This window comes from Nocardia sp. NPDC047038, from assembly GCF_040644075.1.
GTDB classification, from domain to species: Bacteria; Actinomycetota; Actinomycetes; order Mycobacteriales; family Mycobacteriaceae; genus Nocardia; species Nocardia sichangensis.
On record NZ_JBEYVQ010000006.1, the window covers coordinates 219437 to 243563 of the forward strand.

The 24127-nt window shown below is 67.1% G+C and carries 18 protein-coding genes; 9 read left to right on the plus strand and 9 right to left on the minus strand.

The genetic code is table 11. From position 1 onward, the window contains the following. The first annotated feature begins 57 nt into the window (after nt 1-57). A complete protein-coding gene (locus tag ABZ824_RS22255; RefSeq protein WP_356965092.1) occupies nt 58-972 on the plus strand; it encodes a DMT family transporter in 915 nt (304 codons plus the stop codon). A 187-nt stretch (nt 973-1159) separates the two neighbouring features. Here ABZ824_RS22255 and ABZ824_RS22260 read toward each other — a convergent pair whose 3' ends face one another. Then, complete coding sequence (locus ABZ824_RS22260; RefSeq protein WP_356965094.1) at nt 1160-2269, minus strand: glycosyltransferase; 1110 nt, start codon at nt 2267-2269, stop codon at nt 1160-1162. Nucleotides 2270-2277: 8 nt separating this feature from the next. Continuing rightward, nucleotides 2278-3018: a polysaccharide deacetylase family protein gene (locus tag ABZ824_RS22265; RefSeq protein WP_356965095.1), complete on the minus strand. Its 741-nt coding sequence runs from the start codon at nt 3016-3018 to the stop codon at nt 2278-2280. 612 nt (nt 3019-3630) lie between these two features. On the opposite strand from ABZ824_RS22265, the gene ABZ824_RS22270 reads away from it, so the two are divergent. Further along, nucleotides 3631-4074 carry a hypothetical protein gene (locus ABZ824_RS22270; protein ID WP_355072834.1) on the plus strand — a complete coding sequence of 148 codons (444 nt, stop codon included), beginning with the start codon at nt 3631-3633 and terminating at the stop codon, nt 4072-4074. Nucleotides 4075-4136: 62 nt separating this feature from the next. Beyond that, nucleotides 4137-4871: a DUF4191 domain-containing protein gene (locus tag ABZ824_RS22275; protein ID WP_355072836.1), complete on the plus strand. Its 735-nt coding sequence runs from the start codon at nt 4137-4139 to the stop codon at nt 4869-4871. Nucleotides 4872-4945: 74 nt separating this feature from the next. Here the strand turns inward: ABZ824_RS22275 and ABZ824_RS22280 are convergent, their stop codons facing one another. Continuing rightward, nucleotides 4946-5401, minus strand: coding sequence for an RDD family protein (locus ABZ824_RS22280; protein ID WP_356965097.1), 456 nt, complete (start codon nt 5399-5401; stop codon nt 4946-4948). A 252-nt stretch (nt 5402-5653) separates the two neighbouring features. Here ABZ824_RS22280 and glnA point away from each other — a divergent pair, with 252 nt between their 5' ends. Next, entirely contained in the window at nt 5654-7090 is a 1437-nt protein-coding gene (glnA, locus tag ABZ824_RS22285) for a type I glutamate--ammonia ligase (protein ID WP_355072839.1), read from the plus strand. Nucleotides 7091-7259: 169 nt separating this feature from the next. Here the strand turns inward: glnA and ABZ824_RS22290 are convergent, their stop codons facing one another. After that, nucleotides 7260-8285, minus strand: coding sequence for a hypothetical protein (locus ABZ824_RS22290; RefSeq protein ID WP_356965099.1), 1026 nt, complete (start codon nt 8283-8285; stop codon nt 7260-7262). Further along, nucleotides 8279-9577 carry an FAD-binding protein gene (locus tag ABZ824_RS22295; protein WP_356965100.1) on the minus strand — a complete coding sequence of 433 codons (1299 nt, stop codon included), beginning with the start codon at nt 9575-9577 and terminating at the stop codon, nt 8279-8281. Before ABZ824_RS22295 ends, ABZ824_RS22290 begins: the two co-directional genes overlap by 7 nt. 343 nt (nt 9578-9920) lie before the next feature. On the opposite strand from ABZ824_RS22295, the gene ABZ824_RS22300 reads away from it, so the two are divergent. The 3 genes from ABZ824_RS22300 to ABZ824_RS22310 are packed head-to-tail and all read left to right on the plus strand — an operon-like array spanning nt 9921 to nt 14510. After that, complete coding sequence (locus tag ABZ824_RS22300) at nt 9921-10316, plus strand: hypothetical protein (RefSeq protein ID WP_356965102.1); 396 nt, start codon at nt 9921-9923, stop codon at nt 10314-10316. Continuing rightward, nucleotides 10291-12348, plus strand: coding sequence for a type VII secretion target (locus ABZ824_RS22305; RefSeq protein WP_356965104.1), 2058 nt, complete (start codon nt 10291-10293; stop codon nt 12346-12348). The genes ABZ824_RS22300 and ABZ824_RS22305 overlap by 26 nt, the downstream gene beginning before the upstream one ends. Then, nucleotides 12348-14510: a hypothetical protein gene (locus tag ABZ824_RS22310; protein ID WP_356965105.1), complete on the plus strand. Its 2163-nt coding sequence runs from the start codon at nt 12348-12350 to the stop codon at nt 14508-14510. Before ABZ824_RS22305 ends, ABZ824_RS22310 begins: the two co-directional genes overlap by 1 nt. 100 nt (nt 14511-14610) lie before the next feature. On the opposite strand, the gene ABZ824_RS22315 is transcribed toward ABZ824_RS22310, so the two are convergent. The 3 genes from ABZ824_RS22315 to ABZ824_RS22325 form a co-directional block, all read right to left on the minus strand. Then, the gene (locus tag ABZ824_RS22315; RefSeq protein WP_356965107.1) at nt 14611-16806 is read right to left on the minus strand and encodes an elongation factor G-like protein EF-G2; all 2196 of its coding nucleotides are present in this window, start codon (nt 16804-16806) and stop codon (nt 14611-14613) included. Nucleotides 16807-16902: 96 nt separating this feature from the next. After that, nucleotides 16903-18393, minus strand: a complete 1491-nt coding sequence (locus tag ABZ824_RS22320) for a serine hydrolase domain-containing protein (protein ID WP_356965108.1) — start codon at nt 18391-18393, stop codon at nt 16903-16905. Nucleotides 18394-18524: 131 nt separating this feature from the next. Beyond that, nucleotides 18525-19949, minus strand: a complete 1425-nt coding sequence (locus ABZ824_RS22325) for a WGR domain-containing protein (RefSeq protein ID WP_355072853.1) — start codon at nt 19947-19949, stop codon at nt 18525-18527. A gap of 135 nt (nt 19950-20084) precedes the next feature. On the opposite strand from ABZ824_RS22325, the gene ABZ824_RS22330 reads away from it, so the two are divergent. Next, nucleotides 20085-23519 (plus strand): aminoglycoside phosphotransferase family protein, encoded by a 3435-nt coding sequence (locus ABZ824_RS22330; RefSeq protein WP_356965110.1) that lies wholly within the window; start codon nt 20085-20087, stop codon nt 23517-23519. Nucleotides 23520-23544: 25 nt separating this feature from the next. Here ABZ824_RS22330 and ABZ824_RS22335 read toward each other — a convergent pair whose 3' ends face one another. After that, complete coding sequence (locus ABZ824_RS22335; RefSeq protein ID WP_355072857.1) at nt 23545-23766, minus strand: hypothetical protein; 222 nt, start codon at nt 23764-23766, stop codon at nt 23545-23547. A gap of 22 nt (nt 23767-23788) precedes the next feature. On the opposite strand from ABZ824_RS22335, the gene ABZ824_RS22340 reads away from it, so the two are divergent. Further along, nucleotides 23789-24019, plus strand: coding sequence for a hypothetical protein (locus tag ABZ824_RS22340; RefSeq protein ID WP_356965112.1), 231 nt, complete (start codon nt 23789-23791; stop codon nt 24017-24019). Nucleotides 24020-24127: the final 108 nt, after the last annotated feature.

Below are 24127 nucleotides of genomic sequence, written 5' to 3' on the forward strand. Positions count from 1 at the left end.
TCCAGTAGCCAGGCGAACGCCATCCGGTGTTCATCCGGACCGGCGAGCATCGAGGCCATGCCGGAGCGCGGTTTCGGGTCCGTCGACTCGGTAGGGACGGTCGGTTCGGCGTTGTCGGCCGCGTTCCTGTTCGCGGTGTCGGCGCTCCTGCAACAAGGCGCTGCCAGGCAGGCGGCCACCGCGTCCGGGCTGGGACGATTCCTGGTGATCGCCGCGATCGCTCGTCGTCTGATCACCGACCGCCGCTGGTTGGCCGGACAGGGCGCGAACGTGGCCGGATTCGTCGTGCACGCCGTCGCGTTGCGCTTCGGCGCCATCGCGGTGGTGCAGGCGCTGCTGGTCGTGCAGTTGTTGTTCGCGCTGCCGTTCGCGGCATTGCGGCGTGGTCGCGCGCTGCTCGCCAGAGACTGGGCGGGGACGTCGGCGGTGTGCGCGGGGCTGATGCTGCTCGTCGGGCCGGGGATTCCCGAGCATTCGGCGGTGCGCACGCAGCTGCTCCCGGGGGCGTGCGCGGGGGTGTTCGGCACGGTCGTCGTGTTGTTCGGTCTGTCCCGGACGGTCCGCTCCACCCAGGTGCGGTCCGCGCTGGTGGCGGTGGCGGCGGGCTGCTGTTTCGCCACTACGGCGGTCCTCGTCGTGGTGGCGACGAGGACGCTGCCGGACCCGAGCTGGGCACTGCTGGGCATTCCGGTGTCCACCGTCCTCGGCGGCATCCTGACCCAGGAGGCGTACGCACGCGGGTCACTGCCCACGGCGCTGACCGCGATGACGATCACCGACCCGGTGCTGAGCTACCTGGCCGGTCTCACGCTGTTCACGGCGACGATCCACCCGCGCCCGACGCTGCTTGCCTGCGCGGCCACCGCGGTGATCGTCGGTGTCGCACTGCTGGCGAATTCGCCGACGCTGCACGACGAGCGGGAGATGTCGGCGGAAGCGACCCGCCCGGCGGTACGGGCGAAGGCCGGGTGAACTCCGGCGCAATGCGGGGGCGCTGACCGGACCCGCACTTCCCCCATCGAGGTCAGCGCACGTGCCTTTGCCCGGCTCGTCGACGCGGGGAGTGCTGCGCGGAATCGGCGGCACGCAGGCCGATGCCCCGGGTGGGTGACTTCAGCGGTTGGATCAGCGCGATCGTGCCAAACGCCGGGGTTGTTCCTCAGGCCGAGCGGGCCGGAGTCTCGTAGTCGGCGTAGAGCGCGAGCATGCTCTGCACCGTCGCCGACCACGGAAAGCGTTCCGCCGCGGCGCGGGCCGCGCGACGACGCTGGGCCGCGGGCAGGGCGAGCAGTTCACGCACGCCGTCGGCGAGGCCGCGCGGAGTCCCGTCGCAGACGAGGCCGGAGCCGGGGTCGCCGACGAGTTCGCGAGCCGCGCCCGCCGCGGGAACGACGACCGGAGTCCCGCAGGCGAGCGCCTCCAGCACGGCGAGGCCGAAAGTCTCGGCAGGGGAGGGAAACACGGCGACGTCGGCCGCGGCGACCAGGGCGGCCATCGCGGTCCGGTCGGTGAGATGTCCGTGGAAGACGACCGGAAGCCCTGCCGCCAGCTGCTCCAGGCGAGAACGCAGCGGGCCGTCCCCGATGACCGACAGCACGCAGCGCACACCGGATTCGACCAGGACGCGGACCGCCTGGATGGCGCGTTCGGCTCGTTTCTCCCGGGACAACCTGCTCACCAGGACCAGCCGCACCGGATCGTCGGAGCGGTCGTCGCGCCGGTTCTCGGTCGACGGGCGAAAGGTCGTGAGGTCGACGCCGAGCGGGATCCTGCGCACGTTGCGCGCGCCGACCCGGGCGAACTCGGCGGTGGCGAAACGCGAAGTGACCACGACCTTCTCGGCGCGCACCCAAAGCCGCCGGTTGGCCAGGTCGGCCGCGGCGGTGAGCGGGAAGCCGCGCGGCACCCGCGAGCGCAGGATGGCGTCGATACGTTCGTGGGAGAACAACACCAGCGGAACGCCCGCCCCGCGCGCCCACGGCGCCAGCCAGCGGACGCTGAGTTTGTCGCTGCACTCGAGCACGTCCGGGGCCAGCCGATCGAGCACGGCACGGGTGCGCCGGGCGGTGAGCACGTGATAGCCGGCATCGCCGAACTTGGGGCTGCGCACGGTGATCCGATGCCCGGACGCGGTGTGCTCGTCGGCGTCGCGCGGACCGGGCACGACGAGGACCCGGTCGTGCCCCGCCGCCGAATAGCCGCGTCCGATTTCGTCGAGGCACGTGCGCAAACCGCCGGAGGCGGGAGTGTAGAAGTTGGCGATCTGCACGATCCGCACTAGTCGACCGCCGATCCGACCAGCTGGCGATAGGTGATCGCGTGCGCGCCGGTGCGCAGCACCGCGTCGATGGCGCGCAACGTGGTGTCGCGCAGGCCCGGTCTGCTCAGATCGTCGGGATGCAGCGCCAGCCGGACCAGCCCGCCGCGTTCGGCCGTGCGGCGCGCCGCCGTCTCCAGCAGCGCCGCGCCGAACCGCTCGGACCAGCCGCCGCCCGGCCGGTGCGAGAGCGCGAACCCGTGGAACCGGCGTCCGGTGCGCAATTGCTCGGCGCCGAAGTGGGAGGTGGTGTAGGTGAATCCCGCCGCGCGCAACGCCTGTTTCGCGCCGGGCGAGGCGAGCCAGCCCGGCGGCGTGAAACCGGTAGTCGGCAGACCGGCTTCGATCATCACTTCGGTGGCGGCGCGCAGTTTCACGGTGGCCGTGCCGACGTCGATGGCGGCGAACTCGGCCGCGCCGCGCGCTACCGCATGCGCTACCGCGCGGCGCGGCCGATCACCCTCGGGCCCCGCCCGGTGCGACCACCCGTGCACCAAGACGTCGTCACCGGCCTGCCTGCGCTCCCGCAAGAACGCCGCGTAATCGGGTTCGTCGGCCAACCGCCTGCCCCGCCACGGCCCCGGTATCACCAACAACGACACGGGAATTCCGAACCGATCGGCATCGGCGCACCAGCGCGCCGTCTCCGCCGCACTCGCCGGTGCGACGTCATGGACGCTCACCACCAACCGCGCACACACGTCGGGGAAGCTAACACCGCCCGGTGGCCGTCAGCTGAACAGCGCGGTGCACTCGGCTGAAAGATGCGTACCGCCGATCACCAGATGTCCGTCCAGGGGCCGCACCGGCAGATCGAAGGCGACGGAACGCTCGCACCAGCGGGGGCGCCTATGCGTTTTCCGGAACCCGGGCATGCGACGACTCGGCCCGTGGTCGAGGTGAACAGGTACCGGGTTCCCACCCGATACCGCTCCTACTCGTCCCACGCCGGACTCCATGCCGCCGAGACGAAATCCATAGCGCGATTCCAAGCGCGAACCCGAACGCTACGGTCTCCCATCGAAAGCATTCCGCCGGACCCATTCCTGCGTCGGCGGAAAACACCGGGGCGGAAACGAAAACCTCAATTGCGCTCAGGGGTTTCCGCTGCCTGATCCGTGCGCGCCGCACCGGCCCGACTCGGTGTCGCCGGTGGAGACGCCGCAGGTCCGGCTGGTGCTCGGCCGAGAGGCGATATGGGATATGGCAAACGGCTATAGCCCGGATGAACTACGCAACGTCGCAACGAGTTTCGTCTGGTGTCCCGGCCGGGTCGGCGTATGATCAGGCCAGTGCGAATACCCGGGGGAAGAATGAGCGAGCCGGCGACAGCGGACTGGGAACGGTTCGTGCAATCGCTGGCGCACTGCCTCTCGGAGCTGCCCTCGCGGGCAACCCTGATCATCGCCGCCCCCGGAAATCGCTATGTCCAATTTGTCCAATACGACATCAAATTGTCCGCCGAACTGGCCGGGAACAATTACCTGAGCAACCCGATCCCGGAGACCGCCGCACAGGAGTTGCGCGCACTGGGCTGGCACGAGCCCGCGGATCGGCACGACGCGGACAACTGGACAAGGATCCTCTTCTGGCCCATCGCGCCGAGCAGCTTGCTCGAGTTCGCGCGCTCGGTCGCCGTCGGCCTGCGCGACGCCCTGGGTGTGGCGGCGCCGGTCGAGTTGCGCGCGATGGGCTGGACCGAGGCCTCGGGTGACCTGGATCTCACCGTGCTCGGATCGATCGCGCGCCGCGGGTAGCGCCCGGGCGGGCCGCTGTCCCACGGCGAAGCCGCGACTACCTGGGCACTATCCTGAGAGTCATGGCAGCAGGTAAGCCCACCAAGGAAGCGAAGGCCGCGGCGAAGGCGGCCCGCAAGCAGCAGTCGAGAGAACGCCGCAAGCAGTTGTGGCAGGCGTTCCAGATGCAGCGCAAGGAAGACAAGCTGCTGCTGCCGCTGATGATCGGCGCCCTGGTCGGCATCACCGCCGTCTTCGCCGTCATCGGCCTGATCTTCGGGCTGACCTGGTTCCTGATCCCGCTTGGCGTGGTGCTCGGCGCGCTGGTGGCGTTCATCATCTTCGGCAGGCGGGTGCAGAAGAGCGTCTACCGCAAGGCCGAGGGGCAGGCGGGCGCCGCGGCCTGGGTGCTGGACAACCTCCAGGGCAAATGGCGGGTGAGCAACGGCATCGCCGCCACCACGCAGTTGGACGCGGTGCACCGGGTGATCGGCCTGCCCGGCGTGGTGCTGGTCGCCGAGGGCTCACCGCAACGGGTCAAGTCGCTGCTCGCCCAGGAGAAGAAGCGCACGGCTCGGCTGATCGGCGACACCCCGATCTACGACGTCGTCATCGGCAACGACGAAGGTCAGATTCCGCTCAAGGACCTGCAGCGTTACCTCACCAAGCTGCCGCGCAACATCGACACCAAGCGGATGGACCTCATCGAAGGCAGGCTGGCCGCCCTCAGTGCGCGCAGCGGGCCCGCACTGCCGAAGGGGCCGATGCCCGCGGGCGCCAAGATGCGCGGCGTGCAGCGCACCATCCGCCGCCGCTGACCTGCTCGCTCGAAAGGCCCGCCGCCCCGCCCGGGGTGCGGGCCTTTCCGGTCGTCACCGCGCGGGTCGGAAGATCAGCGTGAACGCACCAGCGCCGTTCCGGTCGCGCGGTCGTGCATGCCGCGCCCGTCGGCGTCGGTGAACAGCGCGGGCACCACGAACACCAGCAGTACCTGCCTGGCCAGCGCCCGGACGAAGCCGACCGGCGCAGCCGCGTCGACGCGCACCGTGCGCAGCCGCAGGAAATACTGTCCCGGCGTGAACCCGAAGAGCGTGACGGCGCCGACGCCGATGACGAACCAGATCAGCAGCGTCAAGCTCGACGCCGAACCGCTGCGCGTGATCAGCGCCGCGATGCCGAGGGCGATCAGCCAGTCCACGAACAGGGCGGCGATGCGGCGGCCCATACCGGCCAGCGAGCCCGCTCCGGCCTTCGGCAGGCCGAGTTGCGCCCCGGGGAACTCGGTGGTTGCCGGGCCACCGGAGTCGGCAGGAGGTCCGGAGAGCCAGGAGCCGGTGATGCGTGCCATGCACGCCAGAATAGGCGCGCCCGGACCGGCGCCCGGTACCGCATAAGCGGAGTTCAGCCTCCCCGCGCACCGCGGCGCGGGCAGGACTACCATGCATTTCGAGTCATGGTGGTCAGTACCACGCTGCCGGACGCACGTGTAACACCGGCGAAACAAATCCTTGACTGCCGGGAAACACGGCATCCATAGCGTCTGGTCGCGACGAACCCATGCAAGCGACACTGGCTGGGAACCGATCCGTAAGGAGAACAAGTGACGTTCAGCACGGCCGACGAGGTCATCAAATTCATCGCTGACGAGGACATCGAGTACGTCGACATCCGGTTCAGCGACCTGCCCGGTGTGCAGCAGCACTTCTCGATCCCCGGGAAGGCCTTCACCACCGACCTCGCCGAAGAAGGGCTAGCGTTCGACGGCTCCTCAGTCCGTGGGTTCCAGTCCATCGACGAGTCGGACATGCTGCTGCTGCCCGACTTCTCCACCGCGCGTGTCGACCCGTTCCGCGCCGCCAAGACGCTGAACCTCAACTTCTTCGTGCACGACCCGTTCACCCGGGAGGCCTACAGCCGCGACCCGCGTAACGTCGCGCGCAAGGCGGAGGAGTACCTGCGTTCCACCGGCATCGCCGACACCGCGTACTTCGGCCCCGAGGCGGAGTTCTACATCTTCGACTCGATCCGCTACGACTCGGCCATGAACGGCGCCTTCTACGAGATCGAGTCGGTCTCGGGTTCCTGGAACACCGGCGCGGAGTTCAACCCGGACGGCACCCGCAACCGCGGCTACAAGGTCCGCAACAAGGGCGGCTACTTCCCGGTCGCGCCCTACGACCACTACGTCGACCTGCGCGACAAGATCTCGACCAACCTGCAGAACTCCGGCTTCGAGCTGGAGCGCGGCCACCACGAGGTCGGCACCGCCGGTCAGGCCGAGATCAACTACAAGTTCAACACCCTGCTCGCCGCGGCCGACGACCTGCAGCTGTTCAAGTACATCGTCAAGAACACCGCGTGGCAGGAAGGCAAGACCGTCACCTTCATGCCGAAGCCGCTCTTCGGTGACAACGGCTCGGGCATGCACGTGCACCAGTCGCTGTGGAAGGACGGCAAGCCGCTGTTCCACGACGAGGCCGGCTACGGCGGCCTGTCCGACCTGGCCCGCCACTACATCGGCGGCATCCTGCACCACGCGCCGTCGCTGCTGGCGTTCACCAACCCGACGGTGAACTCCTACCACCGCCTGGTCCCCGGCTACGAGGCCCCGATCAACCTGGTGTACTCGCAGCGCAACCGCTCCGCCGCGGTCCGCATCCCGGTCACCGGCAACAACCCGAAGGCCAAGCGCCTCGAGTTCCGCGCGCCGGACTCCTCGGGCAACCCGTACCTGGCCTTCGCCGCCATGATGATGGCCGGCCTGGACGGCATCAAGAAGAAGATCGAGCCGCTGGCCCCGGTCGACAAGGACCTCTACGAGCTCCCGCCGGAGGAGGCCAAGAACATCCCGCAGGCCCCCACCAGCCTCTCGTCGGTCATCGACCGCCTCGAGCAGGACCACGACTACCTCACCGAAGGCAACGTCTTCACCGAGGACCTGATCGAGACCTGGATCACCCTCAAGCGCGAGGGCGAGATCGCCCCGGTGAACCTGCGGCCGCACCCGTACGAGTTCGAGCTGTACTTCGACGTGTAAGCTTTCCGGGCTTCTGACCTGCGGCGGAGGATCCAACCAAGGTCCTCCGTCCGCAGGAGGTTCCAGCTGGTCCGTTCGTTTCGTGATCATTTCACCGATCGCGAAACGGGCGGACTTATTTTGCGTTGGGCCGAGGAGTAGCTGATGGAGGCCCTGCAGGGACGGACCTTTACGCGGTACTCCATGTCGGTGTGCCGTAGACGTTGAGCTTGTCGATGCCGTGTTCCGCCGAGAAGCCCAGTCCTGTTCCGGAGTAACGCCACGTTGCTCCAGCCGATTCCGCTGCCAGGGTCAGGGCGTCGACGGCATGGGTAGTGCCGTGGTGTCTGGACGCGAGTTCGCGTACGAGCCCGGTCAGGTTGTTGTGTCGGTTCGCGATCAAGTAGAGGCTGAAGGCAGGATCGCCGGTGCCGCGTGCACAGCAGACGAAGAAGTCGTCTCGGTGCAGCTCGGCAGCGTCGACGCCGCACTGAACCAGTTCGGATAGCACTTTCCACGCCGCATCGCCGAAGTAGCGGACCAGTTTCATCGGTACCGCGACGTCGTTGTATCGGGCCTTCAGATAGATCTTGTGGTTCACCTCACCCTTCGCGTCCACCTCGATGGCGGCGCCAACAGGCACAATGAGCTTCTCATGGTCGGGTACCGACGCCAATCCGGTGAACCCGGGCCATCGACTACACAACCGGTCCAAAGCTCCCGGAACGATCATCGGATCGCCGTATACCTTGAGGCGTGCCGCGTGATGTGGCGCCGCGGCATGGTGGACAACCCCTGTCCACGTAACGAACCGATGCCGCGCCGGAATTTTCGCGGGCGCGGGATACAGCGTCGTGACGAAGGACTGCAGCAGGTCCGCGACCGTCTCGTCTCCGTTCGGCAACCATGCGACGAGATCGCGGATCGCGGCGAGTTGAGCGGCGAGGCGAGGGCCGAACTCCGTCTCCTGCGTCGCGGTCTCGGTGACATAGCGAATGGCGGGGGTGAACTCTCCTCGGCCACCGGACACACTGACTTCCAACGGAATGCCGGTGGGGGTCAGCCTGCTGGCTCTGCGTCCATCCGGTGCTTTTTCGTCCAGCCGTCCTCCGCAGGCGCGTTCCATCATGGCGCGGATGAACGCTGGGTCACGATGCGGCATCAACCGCTCGGCCAAGTCGACCAGGAATTTTCCGGCGGCTTCGGTCGTCACCATCGTGGGGACTGCCCAGTGGGGTCGGGATGTGCGGGCTGCGCAGCGGGGACGGCGGCAGCATCGACAGGGAAGACGGGAGCGGGTGTGCGCTGGTCGCCCGCGGTGATCGAGCCGGACCGGTCATGCCGGGCAGCTCTCACCAGCGGGAGGTGTGCGTTGACATGTTCCAAGCGGTGTGAGGAGCGTAGGTGTCCAAGCCGATCCAGGTCAGCTCCATAGAGTTGCTCGGCCAGCAAGTCGTCGAGGTCGTTGACGCCGTAAAGATAAGGGCGCCCTCCCAGTTCGCAACAGAGTTCGAGAAGGCCCCGAAACATCTTGCGAGTGGCAGCGGTGACAGTTGGGTCGCGGTGGACCGAGGTATACAGGCCCAGTCCGATCGAGGTGGGAGCACTCCCGACCGGGGCGAAGGCGAACGGAGTCGGGTCGGGAGGGCGGCGCAGGATCAGGATGTACAACGTCGTGAGACGGTCCTGTAAAGCTCGCTGTCGCTGTGCCTCGACGGCCGCGAGCATCGGTGCGAGCTGCCCGGCAGGTACAACGTAGTCGGTCCACAGGCGCACGTGGTCAGGGGGCGGGGCGGCCGTCCGGGTGTTGTCGTATTTGCCCCTGAACGGTAGATCGGACACGATCCAGCAGCTTTTGTCGGTGCATCGCTCCATATCGCTGCCGCTCCAGCCGGTGAAGGAGAAGGGCAAGCCGGGGCGTATGTACGCGCAGTAGGCGTCGACATCGTCGCGCTGTGCGACCTGTTCGGTGTGTTCGACGAGTTCGGTCAGCGTGCCATGTTGTGTGCGGTGCACATGGGTGTACCGGCGGTACACCGCGGTACGCAGCACCACCCGTTCGATCAGGCCGACAGTACCTAGCCCGCCGAGCGCGAACCTGAACAACTCCGGATGTTCGGTTCGCGAACACCAGCGACTCGTACCTGTTCCGTCGGTCAGCTGGATTCGCTCCACATGATCGACTTGCATGCCGTACCGCACCGAGTTGATCCCGGCCCCGCCCACCGAAAGGGTTCCGCCCACCGACAGATCCAGGTAATCGGTGAGCACGGGGAAAGTTCTGCCGCAGCGGTTCAGATATCGTTCCAAGCCGTACCAGCTCATCCCGGCGGGAACCTCGACCAGGCCGTCACCGATGTCCCGCACTTGCCGGTTCGCGGTGTCCGGCGCGTAGGTGACCAGCAGGTCGCGATCCGTGACAGTCTGGCCGTCGCAGGAATGACCCGCTCCACGCAGGGTCAGCCGTCGACCGGAGCTGAGCAGTGCGGACGGAAAAGCGGAAGGCATTCGGTGGACGGCCCGTGGGGTGGCGCGTCGCAGCCCGCCGAAATCGGTGGCGAACTCGTCGATGGGAACCTCGCGGGAACTGATGGTCTTTGCTGCGGGAAACCGCCTGGCACCGAGTATGGCCGCTTCCCAGTGTGGGGAACGATTGGTTGCCCATGGACTCCGCGCAGATAGGGTCGATCGGTATTGTTCAGCGGTGAAGAACGACGCATCCTGTGGTGCCAGCGAATTCGATGGGGCCGGACGCACTCGTCAACGGCGTCGCCGACGTCGTGGATGAGAAGAGGCTCGTTGGTCGGTCGCTGCACAGGCGAGGATTCTGCCGACGGATGAGTGAGGATCTATGAGAGACATCCACCCTGATGTACAGGCCGCACTCGCGACGACGCGGGAATTGCGGCACCGCATCGCCGAGGTGCGCGAACGAGTCGACGACATCTTCGCCCGACGTCCGTCGCCGAGCGGCTTGGTCATTCCCGAGGTCGACGCCGTGGGACGGCTGCGAGACCTGTATCTGGCGCCCGGCACCTGCTCCCGGTTCGGCAATCAGGAACTGGCTGCCGAGATCATGGCCGCCATCACCGAGAGCGCCGCGGACGCGCGGCGACAGTATGCCATCACCATGAACGACACCGACAACCTACCGAGGCCGCTCGCGGAGGTCATGCGGGAACGGCGGGCCGGGACCAGCTCGGATGAGCAGGTCCCCAACTTTGGGAAGGCGGAACAATCGATCTGAGACAGCCGGTGGGAGGAATAGATCGAGCATGCCCGATTATCTGGATGTTGAGCCGGACCAGCTGCGCGAAGTCGCCAAGCGACACGAACTGATCGCAGCGAACATCCGGAAGTGGGGGGAAATCCCGCACGACTGGCTCGCCAACTTCAAGAACACCTACGGCTCGATTGCCGATCCAGTACGGGGTGCTTTGGTGGACTACTACCAGAGACGCCACGACAAGGCGGAACGCCTCGCCCGCAAGCATGAGCGCACGCGAGATGAGTTGCTCGCGTCGGCGGCAGCACTCGAAGCCGGTGAGGAGGCAGGCAAGCACCACGTCAGCAAAGCGGGCGATTTCGACTACAAAAGCCCGCCGAGCGGCCCGGCCTCCAACGCGCCAACACATTCCGCCGCACCGGTGGACACCAGCCCGGCCCCGCCGATAATGGACGGCACCCAGCAAGGTCGATCTTCCGTCGCGACACCCGACGCCACCGGCATGCCCGACGAGACCGGCCACTCCAACCAGGCGCCTCTGCCGCCGACTGCATCGGCACCGCCGGTCTACGCCGCCGTCACCACCGCCGCACCTAGCTGGACGCCGCCGCTTTCGGTCGGTATGCCGGAGCCTGAAATCTCCGGCATACCCGTCGCTCCGACCGTCGACGTGAACGGTGTCGCGAGCACGGGCGTGGACGTGAACAATGCCGCGAGTTGGGGCGTCGACGTGAACAACGCCGCGAGCACGGGTGTCGACGTGAGCAGTGCTGCGGGCGTGGGCGGCGGAACGTCCACGCCAATGGTGCCGGGCATGTTCCCATCAACGACCGCCGCCGGTGCCGCAGCCTTTGCCCCCAGGGCGCCCGAGCCGCTGGCGCCGGGCCCATTCGCGGCTGCTGCCCACGCAGCCGAGCAGAAGCAGGCGTCACTATCGTTCGTGGTGGGTGAGCATGTCGACGACGACTTGGTGCTCGCTCGTAACCTTCTCGCCGCAACACTTGCCGCTGTGTCCGATTCGGCGATCGGTCTGGAATGGGCTGTGGGAGTGGGGCGCACCCCTTTCGGGCCCATCGTTTTGCTGACCTCCACCGAGGGTCGTGGCTGGCTGCCGCCCGGACTGTTCCTGCCGTCGGAGGTCGCCGTGCCGTGGGCGTGGGACTCCGTCTTCGGCGCCACGGCTCGGAAGGCCGTCGCGACATTGGAAGGCACCACCGACCCGGCCCGGATACTCGCCGAGTTCGGCTTGCTGCGCCGCAGCAAACTCCGGCTCAGCGCTTTGGTGTCGTCTGCAGCTATCTCCGACTATCTGCGCGCAGCACTGGGGGATGGTGTCGCCATCGAGGGCTCGGTATCCGCCGCGGAGTCTGCCGTCGACCTCGCCTCCCCTGGTGTCGGACTTGTCGACCGGCTCGCACTCGGCGGTTCGAGCGAATTGCTACGACATGCGGCGACGGTGCCAGAAACGGAGATTCGGGCCAAATGCCTCGATTTGGCGCGAGCCGCAGATACGAAGGTCCGCGCCGCCATCTCCGGTGTCGACAGGGAGATCTCCCAACACCGTGCCCGGCGGCAACGAATCCTCGATGCACTGCGCGCCGACCTGCCCATCCCGGCGGGCTGGTGGGACGACCTACGCGCCGCCGATGACATGATGGCAGCGACGCTGCGGTCGCGGCGGGTCGACGTGTCGCACGTACCCGTCGGTGTCCGCTCGGATGTATCCGGCACCGAAGCCGTGCGCGGCATGGTTTTCGAGCGCCGTGCCGACGAGCTGCTGTTGTTACTCGCGGCAAGCGAACTCGACCGGCAGACTTTGCGCGATGCGCTCTACAGCTACGGCCAGATAGCCGAGCATCCGCTCTTCCCGGGGGTGGCGACGGAGACGACCGGTGCGGGTGCAGCGGTCCCGCAGGTCGAAGTCGTCCGCAGGGTCGGACCAAGTTCCGACGTCTTCGGTCCCATCGGCCTTGGTGGGGCTGCCCCGTCCATCGCTGAACTGCCGAAAGGTCTGGCGGGGTTTGAGAGCTCCGGAGAGCAGAGGAGCGCCTGATGAGCAAGGTAGACGACGTCGTCGGTCAGATAAAAAAGGACTACGAGCCGGGGACCTGGGATCCCAGCGGTTTCCAGGACGACCAAGCCAAGAACTCGTTGGATGCACTGGCCGGATTGAATCCGGACGAGTTCAGGCAGGCCTTCAATAAACTCACCTTCACACCCGCATGGTCTGACCTCGGGCTTTCCGAGGAGGTGAAAAAGCAGCTCGTCGAAGATGCCGGTGATCTCAAAAATGACCCAAAATACAAAGATCTCATCGCTGCTCTCGACGCCGACGACCCGGAACTCTACATCAAGGCGAAGGAGGATGAGGAAACCGCCAAGACGCCGAAGTTCGGGGGAGTAGACGAAGATTGGGACTTGAGTGATCTGCCGGGCGAGGACGAGGAGGAGGGCAAACATGCGGAGCCGGTCGAACTGCCGATACCCAAGGGTGCCAGTGCGCAACTGATAGCGCTGATCAAAGACACTGAATACACGATGCAGAAGGGATTCGACACCCTCGGCATCCGTAATCCGAAGTCGGCGCCCGACTTCAGCAACGTGCTCGATGACGACCGTGCCATGAGCGTGGCCGGCTGGTCGAATATCCGGGACAAGCATATGGATCTGACCGACCGGATGGAGAAGCGGAAGACCAAGTACGAGCAAGAGCACAAGGGAGTCAAATTCGACACCTTCGACACCAAGGTGATCAAAGACGGCACCTTCAAAAAACTCGTGGGTATCAAAGACGAACTCGTAAAGGACCTCAATTACGAGCCTACGGATCTTACGCATACCGGCACAAAGATCACGGAAAGCTCCGGCGGTCCCCCTGAACAGCGGACGCAGGTCACAGTCTACGAGAAGAATACTGCCAAAGATGGCGATGGCAAATACTATCTGACCCCCGAGGCGGAACAAAGATACTACGTCAGCGTTATCGACGTAGCTGCCGAAGATTGGGATAAGACCTATGCGGAAGCGACCAAGGAATTCCAGAAGAAGGCTGCCGACGTAGACAATAAAAACGACGAAGACGCCGACGACCACAGTGGCGACGATAATAAGAACAACAACTCGAAAAACAACCACTCGAATAACAACAACTCTGGCAACAATAATGCCGGTAACAGCAACTCCGGCAACAACAACACCGGCAACAACAATTATGTGCCGCCGAACACGAGCAACTCGACCCAGCAGGCCGGCAGCACGAACGACGATTGGAGTTCCACGTACGACGATCTGCTCGGCGGTTCCACCGATACCTCGGGCACGACGACCGATTCGGGTACCCAGACAGTCTCCGACAACGGCACTACCGGTACATCCACCTCGAGTGGCTACCCGACCACCAGCGGTTCGTCGTCGCCATACGGTAACTCCGGAACTGGCACCACGGGCGCCAACGCCACGCCCGTCGGCACTACCGCGACGCCCGCCAGCAGCGATAATGGCATGGCCAATGCGATGCAGCAGATGGCGATGATGAGTGCCATGAGCGGCATGATGAATCAAGGGAATCGTCAGCCCGGCGACGACCGCGCCTACGACCGAGCGGAGGAGCGGGATCGGCAGGAGGAGCGGGATCGTCGGCGCGAGCGGGAACGCAACGCCCAGGCGGCTACCGCGAATCAAGCAGTGCAACAGGGGACTCCTCCCGGCGTGACGGCGGCGACGTACGCGGGCACCCCGCCTCCGATAACGGCACCCGGCACGACGCCGGAGGTCCAAATCGGGGATACGAAGGTGCAGGCGTCACCGCCGGTCGCGGAGGCATTGCGGAAGCAGACGCAAAACACCGCTCTCGATGCGATATCCGCATACCAGGGGACAGCGGGTGAGATCACGGCGGAACATCCGCCCGCGGTGGTCAATGGTCCTGGTGAACTGAAGACGGGCGATATTCTCCAGTGGGAGAGACACAGTGCGCTGATCGTCAGGAACGAGCATGGGCTGTTCGTCCTCGACGAGGGCCGGCTCGTTCCCTTGGAGCCCAATAACCCCCCGCTGGTGGAGAAGTACGGGAATTTCGCGGGCTTCATCCACCCGACGGGTCTGGATGTCGGTTCCAATACCGCCGATCCGGGAGCTACAGCGCTGCCTCAGCCGAAGGTGAGCTCGGCGCCACCCGCCGGCCCACCGCCTGTCGGACCGCCACCGCAGGTCTGAGTGGCCGGAGCAGAAGCCGGTGGCAACTCGGCCAGAGGCCGGCAGTCGGCGGTGTCTTCGCCGTCCACGGTGCAGTGGGTGAAGGTACGAGCCGAGCGGACTACGCTCGTGCCTTTTCGCCCCGCACCGAGGCGGCGACCTGGTTCGGCATCGGTTCGTGGCGCGCGTACCTACGGGTGAAGTCGCCGGTGCCGTGGGAGATCGAGCGCAGGTCGATGGCGTAGCGGCTGAGTTCCAGCTCGGGGACTTCGGCGTGGATTCGCGTGCGTCCGGCGCCGTGCGGCTCGGTGCCGAGGACGCGACCGCGGCGGCTGGACAGGTCGCTCAGCACCGGTCCGACGTATTCGTCGGTGACCAGCACCCAGACTTCGGCGAGCGGCTCCAGCACTCTGATTCCCGCGGCCGCCGCTGCCTCACGCAGGGCGAGGGCGCCCGCGGTCTGGAAGGCGGCGTCGGAGGAGTCGACGGAATGGGCCTTGCCGTCGAACAGGGTGACGCGCACGTCCACGAGCGGATATCCGGCGGTCAATCCGCGGTTGGCTTGCGCGCGGACGCCCTTCTCCACCGATGGAATGAACTGGCGCGGGACCACTCCGCCGACCACCTTGTCCACGAACTCGATCCCGGACCCTTCGGGTAGCGGTTCGACTTCGATCTCGCACACGGCGTACTGGCCGTGTCCGCCGGACTGCTTCACATGCCTGCCGCGCCCGGTCGCCTTGCCCGCGAGAGTCTCTCGCAACGCCACCTGGTGATCGGTCACGTCCACCTGTACGCCGAACCGGGTCCGCAATCGTTCCAACGCTACGTCGCGGTGCGCTTCGCCGAGGCACCACAGCACCAGCTGGTGGGTTTGCGCATTGTGCTCCAGCCGCAGCGCCGGGTCCTCGGCGGCGAGCCGGGCGAGGCTCTGCGACAGTTTGTCCTCGTCGGCTTTGCTGTGCGCGCTGATGGCGATGGGCAGCAGGGGATCGGGCATCGGCCACGGCTCGATCCGCAAGGGGCTGTCGGTGGACGAGAGGGTGTCGCCGGTTTCGGCGTGACCGAGTTTGGTGACGTAGGCGATGTCGCCCGCGATGGCCTGGCGTAGCGGGCGTTGCTGTTTGCCGAACGGAGCCGAGATCGCGCCGACCCGCTCGTCCAGTTCGTGGCTCTCGTGGCCGCGATCCTCCAGGCCGTGCCCGCTGACGTGCACCGTGTCGTCGGCGTGCAAGGTGCCGGAGAAGACGCGGACCATGCAGACTCGCCCGACGTACGGGTCGGACGCGGTGCGGATGACCTCGGCGGCCAGCTCGCCGTCCGGGTCGCAGCGCAGCGGATGCGGCTGCGCGCCGTTGGCGGCGGTGATGGGGTGCTCGACCGGCGTCGGAAAGCCGCCGGTGATCAGGTCGAGGAGTTCCACCGTGCCGAGGCCTTGCTTCGCCCCTTCGGGCGCGGGCGCGGCGAACAGCACCGGATGGAAGCTGCCCCGCGCGACCGCACGCTCCAGGTCGGCGACCAGCGTGGCCAGGCTGATCTCCTCGCCGTCGAGGTAGCGCTCCATCAAGCTCTCGTCTTCGCTTTCCGCGATGATGCCCTCGATGAGGCGATTGCGCGCCTCCTCTAGCGCGGGCGCCTGATCGGGCGAAGGGTCCCCCTGGACCTCCTCGCCGGAGGAGTAGTCGCCAACGCAGTGCGGCAGCAGCTCCACCATGCCGGTGACCGGCCGGTGACCGTCCGGATTCTTCGGGCCGTACACGGGCAGGTGCAGCGGCAGGATGCTCTCCGACGAGCCGCCGCCCAGCACGGTGCGGCAGGCCTCGGTCATCACGTCGTACTCGTCACGCGCCGTGTCCAGATGGGTGATCACGATCGCACGCGGCATCCCGACCGCGGCGCACTCCTCCCACAGCGCCCTGGTCGCTCCGGCGATCCCGTCTACGCCCTCGGCCGCCGAGATGACGAACAGCGCCGCATCCGCCGCGCGCAGCCCTGCCCGCAGTTCGCCGACGAAGTCCGCGTATCCGGGCGTATCGATCAGGTTGATCTTCATGCCGCCCCACGCCACCGGCACCACCGACAGCTGCACGGATCGGTGCTGGCGATGCTCGATCTCGTCGTAGTCCGACAGCGAGGTGCCGTCCTCGACCCGCCCGGCGCGATTGACCGCCCGCGCGGTGAGCGCCATGGCGTCGACCAGCGTGGTCTTTCCCGACCCGCTGTGCCCGACCAGGACCACGTTGCGAATCTGCTCGGGGCGGTCCGCCGTCATCACGCCGCCGTCGCCCGCGGCAGCTCCGTTGGTCTTGTCCACCATGTGTCTCGCTCCTTCGCCCGACACCTGCCGTACATCCACCTTCCCACCGGGCGTTGCGTTCCGTCGACGAATCGGCAGATCAGGGCGCGGAGCCGGTCATTCGCAGGCGGGCGAGGGCGGCCCGGTCCCGGCGATGTTCTCGCACGCCCAGTACCGGTCGATACGCCAGGAGCCGTCGCGCGAGACGAACGGCACGATCGTCGGACGGCGGCCGTTCGGTCCGGCGAGAACGACGGTCGCGAGGAGGTAACCGCCCGCGCCGGTCGCTTTGCCGACCGTCGTGGTGATCGAGGTGAAGGCCTGAGCGACCCGGGTGATCAACTCCGGGTCCTTGTCGTCGTCCGCGATCCGCAGCGGTTTCCGCTCCGTGGGAACCGCCGGGTCCAGCGTCTGTCGTAGTCGATTGTCGAGATCGGTGACCGTGGGCACCGGTGGATCGGGCTGGGCGTTCGCCGGGGCGTCGGGCACCGTGCCCGGATACAGCTGACGGGCGATGCCGAACCAGATGACCGAGGCGGTCACCCCGAGCAGGGGTGGAGAAGTGAATTCGTTGACCGCGACGGTGACGCTGACGTCCTGCTCGGGGAGATAGCCCATGTGGGTGGTGTAGCCCAGCACCGCGCCGCTGTGGCCGAGCCAGCGGCCGGACTCCACCATGCCGAGTCCGTAGCGCAGGTTTCCGGCGAACTGGGTCCTGGCCCGGAAGGTCTCCGGTTTCAGCAGATCGCCGCGGCCGAGCATGCGGGCGTAGTCGGCCAGGTCGGAGATCGTGGACACCATCGTGCCCGCCGCACCGAAGAGCGCCGGGGCGGTCCGCGCGGTGACGTCGGTGGGCGCTTCGTCGAAGTAGGAGTACCCGCGACTCTCAGGCGCGGGCATGGTGGCGTCGGTGGGATACGTCGTGGCGCGCAACCCGTGCGCGGCGACGACTTCACCGATGACTTGGGGCACCGGCTTCCCGAAGACCTTCTCGAGCACCAGACCCAGCAGGTAGAACTCGGAGTTCGAGTACTCCACGCGGGTACGCGGTGGCTTCGCCCGCTCCGGCTGAGCGATGATCGCGCGTAACCGGTCGCCCTCGTGCCATTCGGATGCCGTAGGCCCCGCGTCGAACTGCTCGGCGAAGGCCGGATAGTCCCGGAGATCCCAGACGCCGCCCTGCATGCCGAGCAGGTCGCGGAGAGTGATGGTGCCGCCGTTGGGCACTCCCGGCACATATCGTTCCAGCACGTCGTCCAAAGAGAGCTTGCCCTCGTCGGCCGCGCGCAGCACCGCGGTCGCGGTGAACGTCTTGGTGATGCTCCCGATCCGGACATGATCCGCTACGTCCATCGGACGACCTGTCGCGAGATCCGCTGTGCCGTAAGCCCTGACGAAGGAACCCCGTTTCGGGTCGTGCACCGCGACCAGTACCCCGGGGGCCAGCCGCGCGTCCATCTGCGGCCGTACGATGCGGTCGATCCGCTCGGCTGCCTCGGTTGGAAAGCCTCGTTCCTCGCGCTCGTCCGACGCGCATCCGGCCAGCAGCGCGGCCACCGTCGTCAGCGCCACGGCGACCGCACACAATGATGTGAATCGTCCCCTCATCGAGCCCCCCTGTTCGATAGCGCTTTTGTCAGTGTGTCAGAACCACCGAACCGCCGTGTTCCCATCAGGGACGTCCCTCGCACATCTCGCGCCGACGTGCGAGGAACGCCTCCTTCGGGAACGTCTGCCGTTCAGGACAACCGGCGGATGTCCCCACGGACGCGGTAGAAGCCGCCGCGCGCCGACTCCGCTATGCCGTCGACCACGTAACGAGCCCCGGCCAGACGAATATCCTTGGGGAACTGAACATTCCACCCCTGGTGATATCCAGGAGAGACGACTCGCACGCGCAGCGAACTGCCCTGGCTCACGCACTCCACGACGATTCCGCTGCCCGCTTCGGAGGTGATCTCGACGGTGTCGCTGGGCACCACCGCCGAGATCTCGGGAGCCTTCACCGACACCGTTTCGGGCAGCACACCCTGCTCGGCGTCGCGGATGGCGGCCTCGCCGACATCGAGACAGGCCAGCGTGCCGGTCGTGGTGACCAAGTACAGCTTCTCGTCGTGATACTGCATGGAATACGCCGAGCCGCAGCCGGTGGCGAGCTTCCACACGCGGTTCCCGGCGGCGTCGAAGCAGTACACCGAGGAGTAGTTGTCGCCGGCGAAGACATACCGGCCGTCGGGCGAGGTGGCGCAGGAGAAGACCGCGGCGTCGCACTGATAGACGCGCTCGGCCCGGCCGCTCTTGGCCACCATGCGGACCTGGTTACGGGCGGTGCCCGCGTAGACGGCGTCGGATTCCTGCCAGCCGAACAGGACGCCGCCGCCGGTGCCCATTTGCCACAGGGTGCTTCCGCTGTCCAGGTCGTACTTGGTGACGCCGGCGGAATGCCCGTGGTAGACGCCGTTCGCGTCGATGCGCACCATCCAGCCCGAATCGCCGGTGCTGCGCCGCGTCCACAGCGACTCCTCCTCGTAGTCGATCACGGTGATCCCGCCTTGGCGGTCGGAGACGCCGAGGATGCCGTCGTGAATGTCGAGCCAGTAGATGTCGACATCGGCCGCGATGTCGTAGGCCGCCCGCGGCACCTTGCCCGACAGGTCGTAGACGCGCCCGTCGTCGCAGCCGGCGTAGATCCAGAAGTCGTCGGCCACGATGCACTTGACCGAATCCGGCAGGCGGTACCGGCCGGTGACCACACCGTCGGGAGTCAGGGTGAACACGTCGCCGCTCTCGTTGCCGACCCAGCAGCGGCGCTCGTCGACGAAGATGCCGAAGGCGGCGGCGCCGGAGTCGAAACTCCACAACACGGGCGCCGCCTTCGCCGTGGAGCGGCCGCTGCTGATCGCGCGCCTGGTCACCGGACGCCTGGCCCGCGCGCCCAGCACGGCGGGCGCGTAGCCCTTGCGCACCTTCTCACCGATCTTCTTCGACGCGGCCGCCTGCGCCTTCTCCTCGGAGGCGAACGAACTCACCTTCGTCTGCCCTTGTTCCCCGATGCGACCGAAACGGACGCTCACTTGCGTACCCGCGACGATCACCTCGTAGAACTTGTGCGCGGTACCACTGTCCTCGGACAGTTCGAGATAGGTGGTTCCCCCGATAGTCATAGCGCCTCGCCTGTTTTCGTCAGATCAGAACGAGACGAAAGTTAGCAAGAGGCACCGACATTCGACGGCGCGTGCGAGATCGCCGGTGGCCGGCTCTGGCACAATCGTGCCGGGCTCGTGAGGAGGGGGTACGCCATGGTGTTGACCGCGCGGTTCCAGCCGGGATCGACCAGCCGTCCGTTCGTCGACCGCGCGCCGGTGCTGACCCGGTTCGACGAACTGCTCGCCGAGGCCGCCGGGCATCCCCGCGTCATGCTGCTCGGCGGTGTCGGCGGGATCGGCAAGTCCCGGCTGGTCACCGAACTGCGGGCGCGGGTCGGCAAGAAACACCCGGCGGCGGTGCTCGACCTGCAGGTTCCGAGTCATCGCCAGGCCGCGGACGGACTCGCCGTGCTGCGCATGCAGTTCGGCGCGCAGAAGATCAAGTTCCACCGCTTCGACATCGCCCGCGCGGTGTTGTGGCAGCGCATGCACCCGCATCTGCGCCTGACCTCGGACGCGCTCGCGCTCGCCGAGCACAGCGAGATCCTGACCGAGATCCTCAACGACGCCACCGGCATCCCGGTCTTCGGCACCGCGACCCGGTTGCTCGAACTCGGCGCTCGCAAGGTGATCCGCACCCACCGGATCCGCCACGATCCGGTCCTCGGGGAACTCGACCGGTTGAGTCTCGCGGGCCTGGAAGAAGCCGTCTCCTACCTGTTCGCGGAGGATCTGAAGAGCGGGACGGAGGGGAAACCGTATGTGGTCTTCCTGGACGCCTACGAAGCGCTGATAGGCGGCGCCGATCGTGAAGGCCGCGCGGCGACGTCCGATGCCTGGCTACGCGATGTGGTCGCGCAGCTGGACACCGGGTTGGTGGTGATCGCCAGCCGCGAGCCGCTGGGCTGGGAGCGGCACGACTCGGAGTGGTCGGGCCGCATCCGGGCCGTGCCCGTCGACGACCTGCCGATGGACGCCCGCTTCGAATTGCTCGACTCCTCCGGCATCGAGGATCCCGACGAGCGCGCGGCGATCGCCGCTTCGAGCGCGGGTGTCCCGTTCTATCTGCATCTGGCCATCGATGCCCGTACCCGCGCGGGTTGGGTGACGCCCGCCGAATTGGTCTCTCCGGAAACGATTCTCGAGCGTTTCCTCCAGCACGTGCGCCCCGACGAAGTTCGCATGCTGGAACTGCTGGGCCTGCCGCGCACCTTCGATCGGGAGATCTTCACCGCGGTCGCCCGGCAGTTCGAGCTACCGCACCACATCGCCGCGTGGAAGTCCCTGGTCGCGTACTCGTTCGTGTACGCGGCGGACGAGAACGACGAGGGTGAGCGCTTCCAGCTGCACCAATTGATGGTGGACGCGTTGCAGTGGCGTTTGGATCCGGACGTCCGGCGCACTCTGCACGGGGTGCTGCACGACCTGTGGTTCGCACGCGCCGAACGGTCGCTCGGCCGGGTCGCGGCCTTGCGGGAGGCGGGATATCACGGTGTCCGGTCCGGGCTGCTGTCCGCCGTGACGTTGCTGGGATACGTCGACCGGATCGAGGCGGCGGGTGGCAGCCAGGGCATCGGCGGAGTGATCAGCGATCTGGACCGCTATCTGAGCGATCCGCATGAGAACCTGACAGGTATGGCGGAACTGTCGGAACTCACGCGGTGCCTGGAAGCGGAAGCGGCGGTGCTGCTCGGCGACGCCAAACAAGCCGATCGGCTCACCCGGGACGTCGCTTTGGACCGGACCGGCCCGATCGCGGAGCGGTTGGCAGTCGCCGCGGCGAACGCACGCCGCATACTCGGCGACACCGACGACGCGTTGGCCATCTATCACGACGTGTGGTCGCGCGGATCGGGGCGGGCCCGGCTCGTCGCGGGGCAGTGGGCGGCCGATTTGCACATGTGCCAGGGCCGATTCGGTCAGGCGCTGAGCATGTGCGAGGAGCTCGTCGCGATGGCGGAGGACGACCACGAGTTCCTCGGCGACATCGCCCGGTTGCGTCATCTCGCCTACCGATTGGCGTTCGACACCGAACGCGCCGCCCGGTATCTGACGGAGGCCGACACCCATTATCGAGCCGCGGGCAGCGTTGTCGGACAGGCGAATGTCGCGACGAACCTGGCGGAACTCTTGGCGCTCACGGACCCGGCCCGGGCGATCGAGGCCGCCGGAGCGGCGATCGTGCGGCAGCGTGAACTCGGCGCGTTGCACGAACTCGGAAAGGCCTACACCGCATTGGGTCTGGCGCGGTTGTCGCTCGGGGAGCTGGATGCCGCCGAGCACGCGCTCGCCGAAGCGTGCGAGATTCTCGAGCAGGCCGGGTACCGCTCCGGTCGGGCCAGGGCCGAACTGTTCCGCGCGGGGGTCTTCGCGCGCCGCGGGAGGCGCGAGGATGCCGTCCGCAGTGCCCGCTGGGCCATCGCGGAATTCCAGGGGGCGAACGTTTATCCGGGGCTGGTCCTCGTCGCGCGAGCGGTCCTGGCGCTGTACGGCTGGACCGAACCCGACATCTCCGAAGCCGCGGCGGCCGCGCGGTCGCGCATTCAGCCGCCGACGCCCGGATCGGGATTGGACCGCGACGCCGCACGCGTGATCGCCCGGGTGATCGGTGTCGACGCCGAGGCGATGTACGTCGAAGCGCTGTCCCGATCGCAGTCGGCCGCGGGGTACTACAACCACAACGTCCGCGTCGACGGCGTCGCCGGTGCGGTGAACGTGCGGATTCCGGTAGCCGGCGCCGATGTGATGGACCTGCGGCAATGGCCCGAACCCGCGGTGCTGATCGCGATCGAGCCCTTCGTCGCCGCGGCGCCGAGACTGCGCTGGGAATCGGTTCACCCCGCCTATCAGATCCACGACTACATCGACGGCGACCTGCTGGATCGCATCGCGCCGCGCGGGGTCCGAGTTCCGGCTCATGTACCGGCTGATGTGGCGGCGCTGTTCGGGGAACTTCGGCGCATCCCCCGAGATCTACTGCCGCCGGTCGAGCCGGACTGGGGTGACGAACCCGCTGGGTTCGCGCGCCGATTGTCCGCCGTCACCGCCCGCGTGCACCGTGACAGCAGTGCGGAGTTCGGCGAGCTGTACCGCCGCTTGGGTGTGCCCGATCAGCCGCTCGAGCACATCCTCGCGGCGTGGGACACGCTCGAGGCCAGGCCTTTTCGAATGCTGCATGCCGACGTGCACCGGAAGAACATGATCGTGCGAAACGATCGGGTCGTATTCCTGGATTGGGAATTCGCGCTGTACGGTGACCCGGTCTACGATGTGGCCACGCATCTGCACAAGATGGGCTACCTGCCGGAAGAGCAGGAGGCGTTCCTCGCCGCGTGGGTCGCCGCCGAGCCCGAGGCCGCGATCGGGCAGTGGCGTCGCGACCTGCGGACCTACCTCGCACACGAGCGGGTCAAATCGGTTGTCGTCGATGCGGTTCGCTACCGCAAAGCAATCGGGCAGGACGGGGCCGACGCGGCGGCGTTGGTGGCCAGCATGTGCGGAAAGCTGCGGCTGGCGCGAGACGTGTGGGGACAGACCGAGCCGGTCGACGACGCTGCGGTGGAAGCGGCGTTGCGCGGGCGTGATTGACGCGGCGATCCGCGTACGCCCGTGCTCACCGGGTCGGGGCCCCGATCGAAATGCCGGTGATGAACTCCGCGACGATCGTGTGATCGGGATACTGCCGTCCGTAGACGGCGACGATAGCGCCGACGCGGATGTCCGTCGCCTGTTTGGCAACCAGGACGTTCACCTTGGTGTTGGCGTCGGCGCGGACTTTGACGCTGCTGCTGGTGAACGCGTTTCTGACCACCAATGTCGTGCCGTCATTGGCCACGACCTTTCCGAAGGTGACACCGATGCCCGTCCGGACGGGCGGGGGAGCGGCTACCGGCGCGGTCGTTCGCACGGTGGACGTAGGTGCCGGAGTGCTGGGTGCGCTGGTGCGCAGCGCCGTGGATGACGCCGACGTCCCCGTCGGGTGGTTCACCAGCAGACACCCCGACACCAGCAGGAGCACCACGCCGACGCAGAGTCCGACGAAAGCGGCCGCGCCCGAGTGGTGCAGCCGGTGCGGCTCGTCGTCCTGACGTGGTGGTGGCAGCGAAGGCATAGCCGTTGCCGTGGTCTGCGAGTCGGATTCGCTCTTCGGTGCGAGTGCGCCCGGATGTACTCGCGGCGGCGTCGGTGCTTGGTTG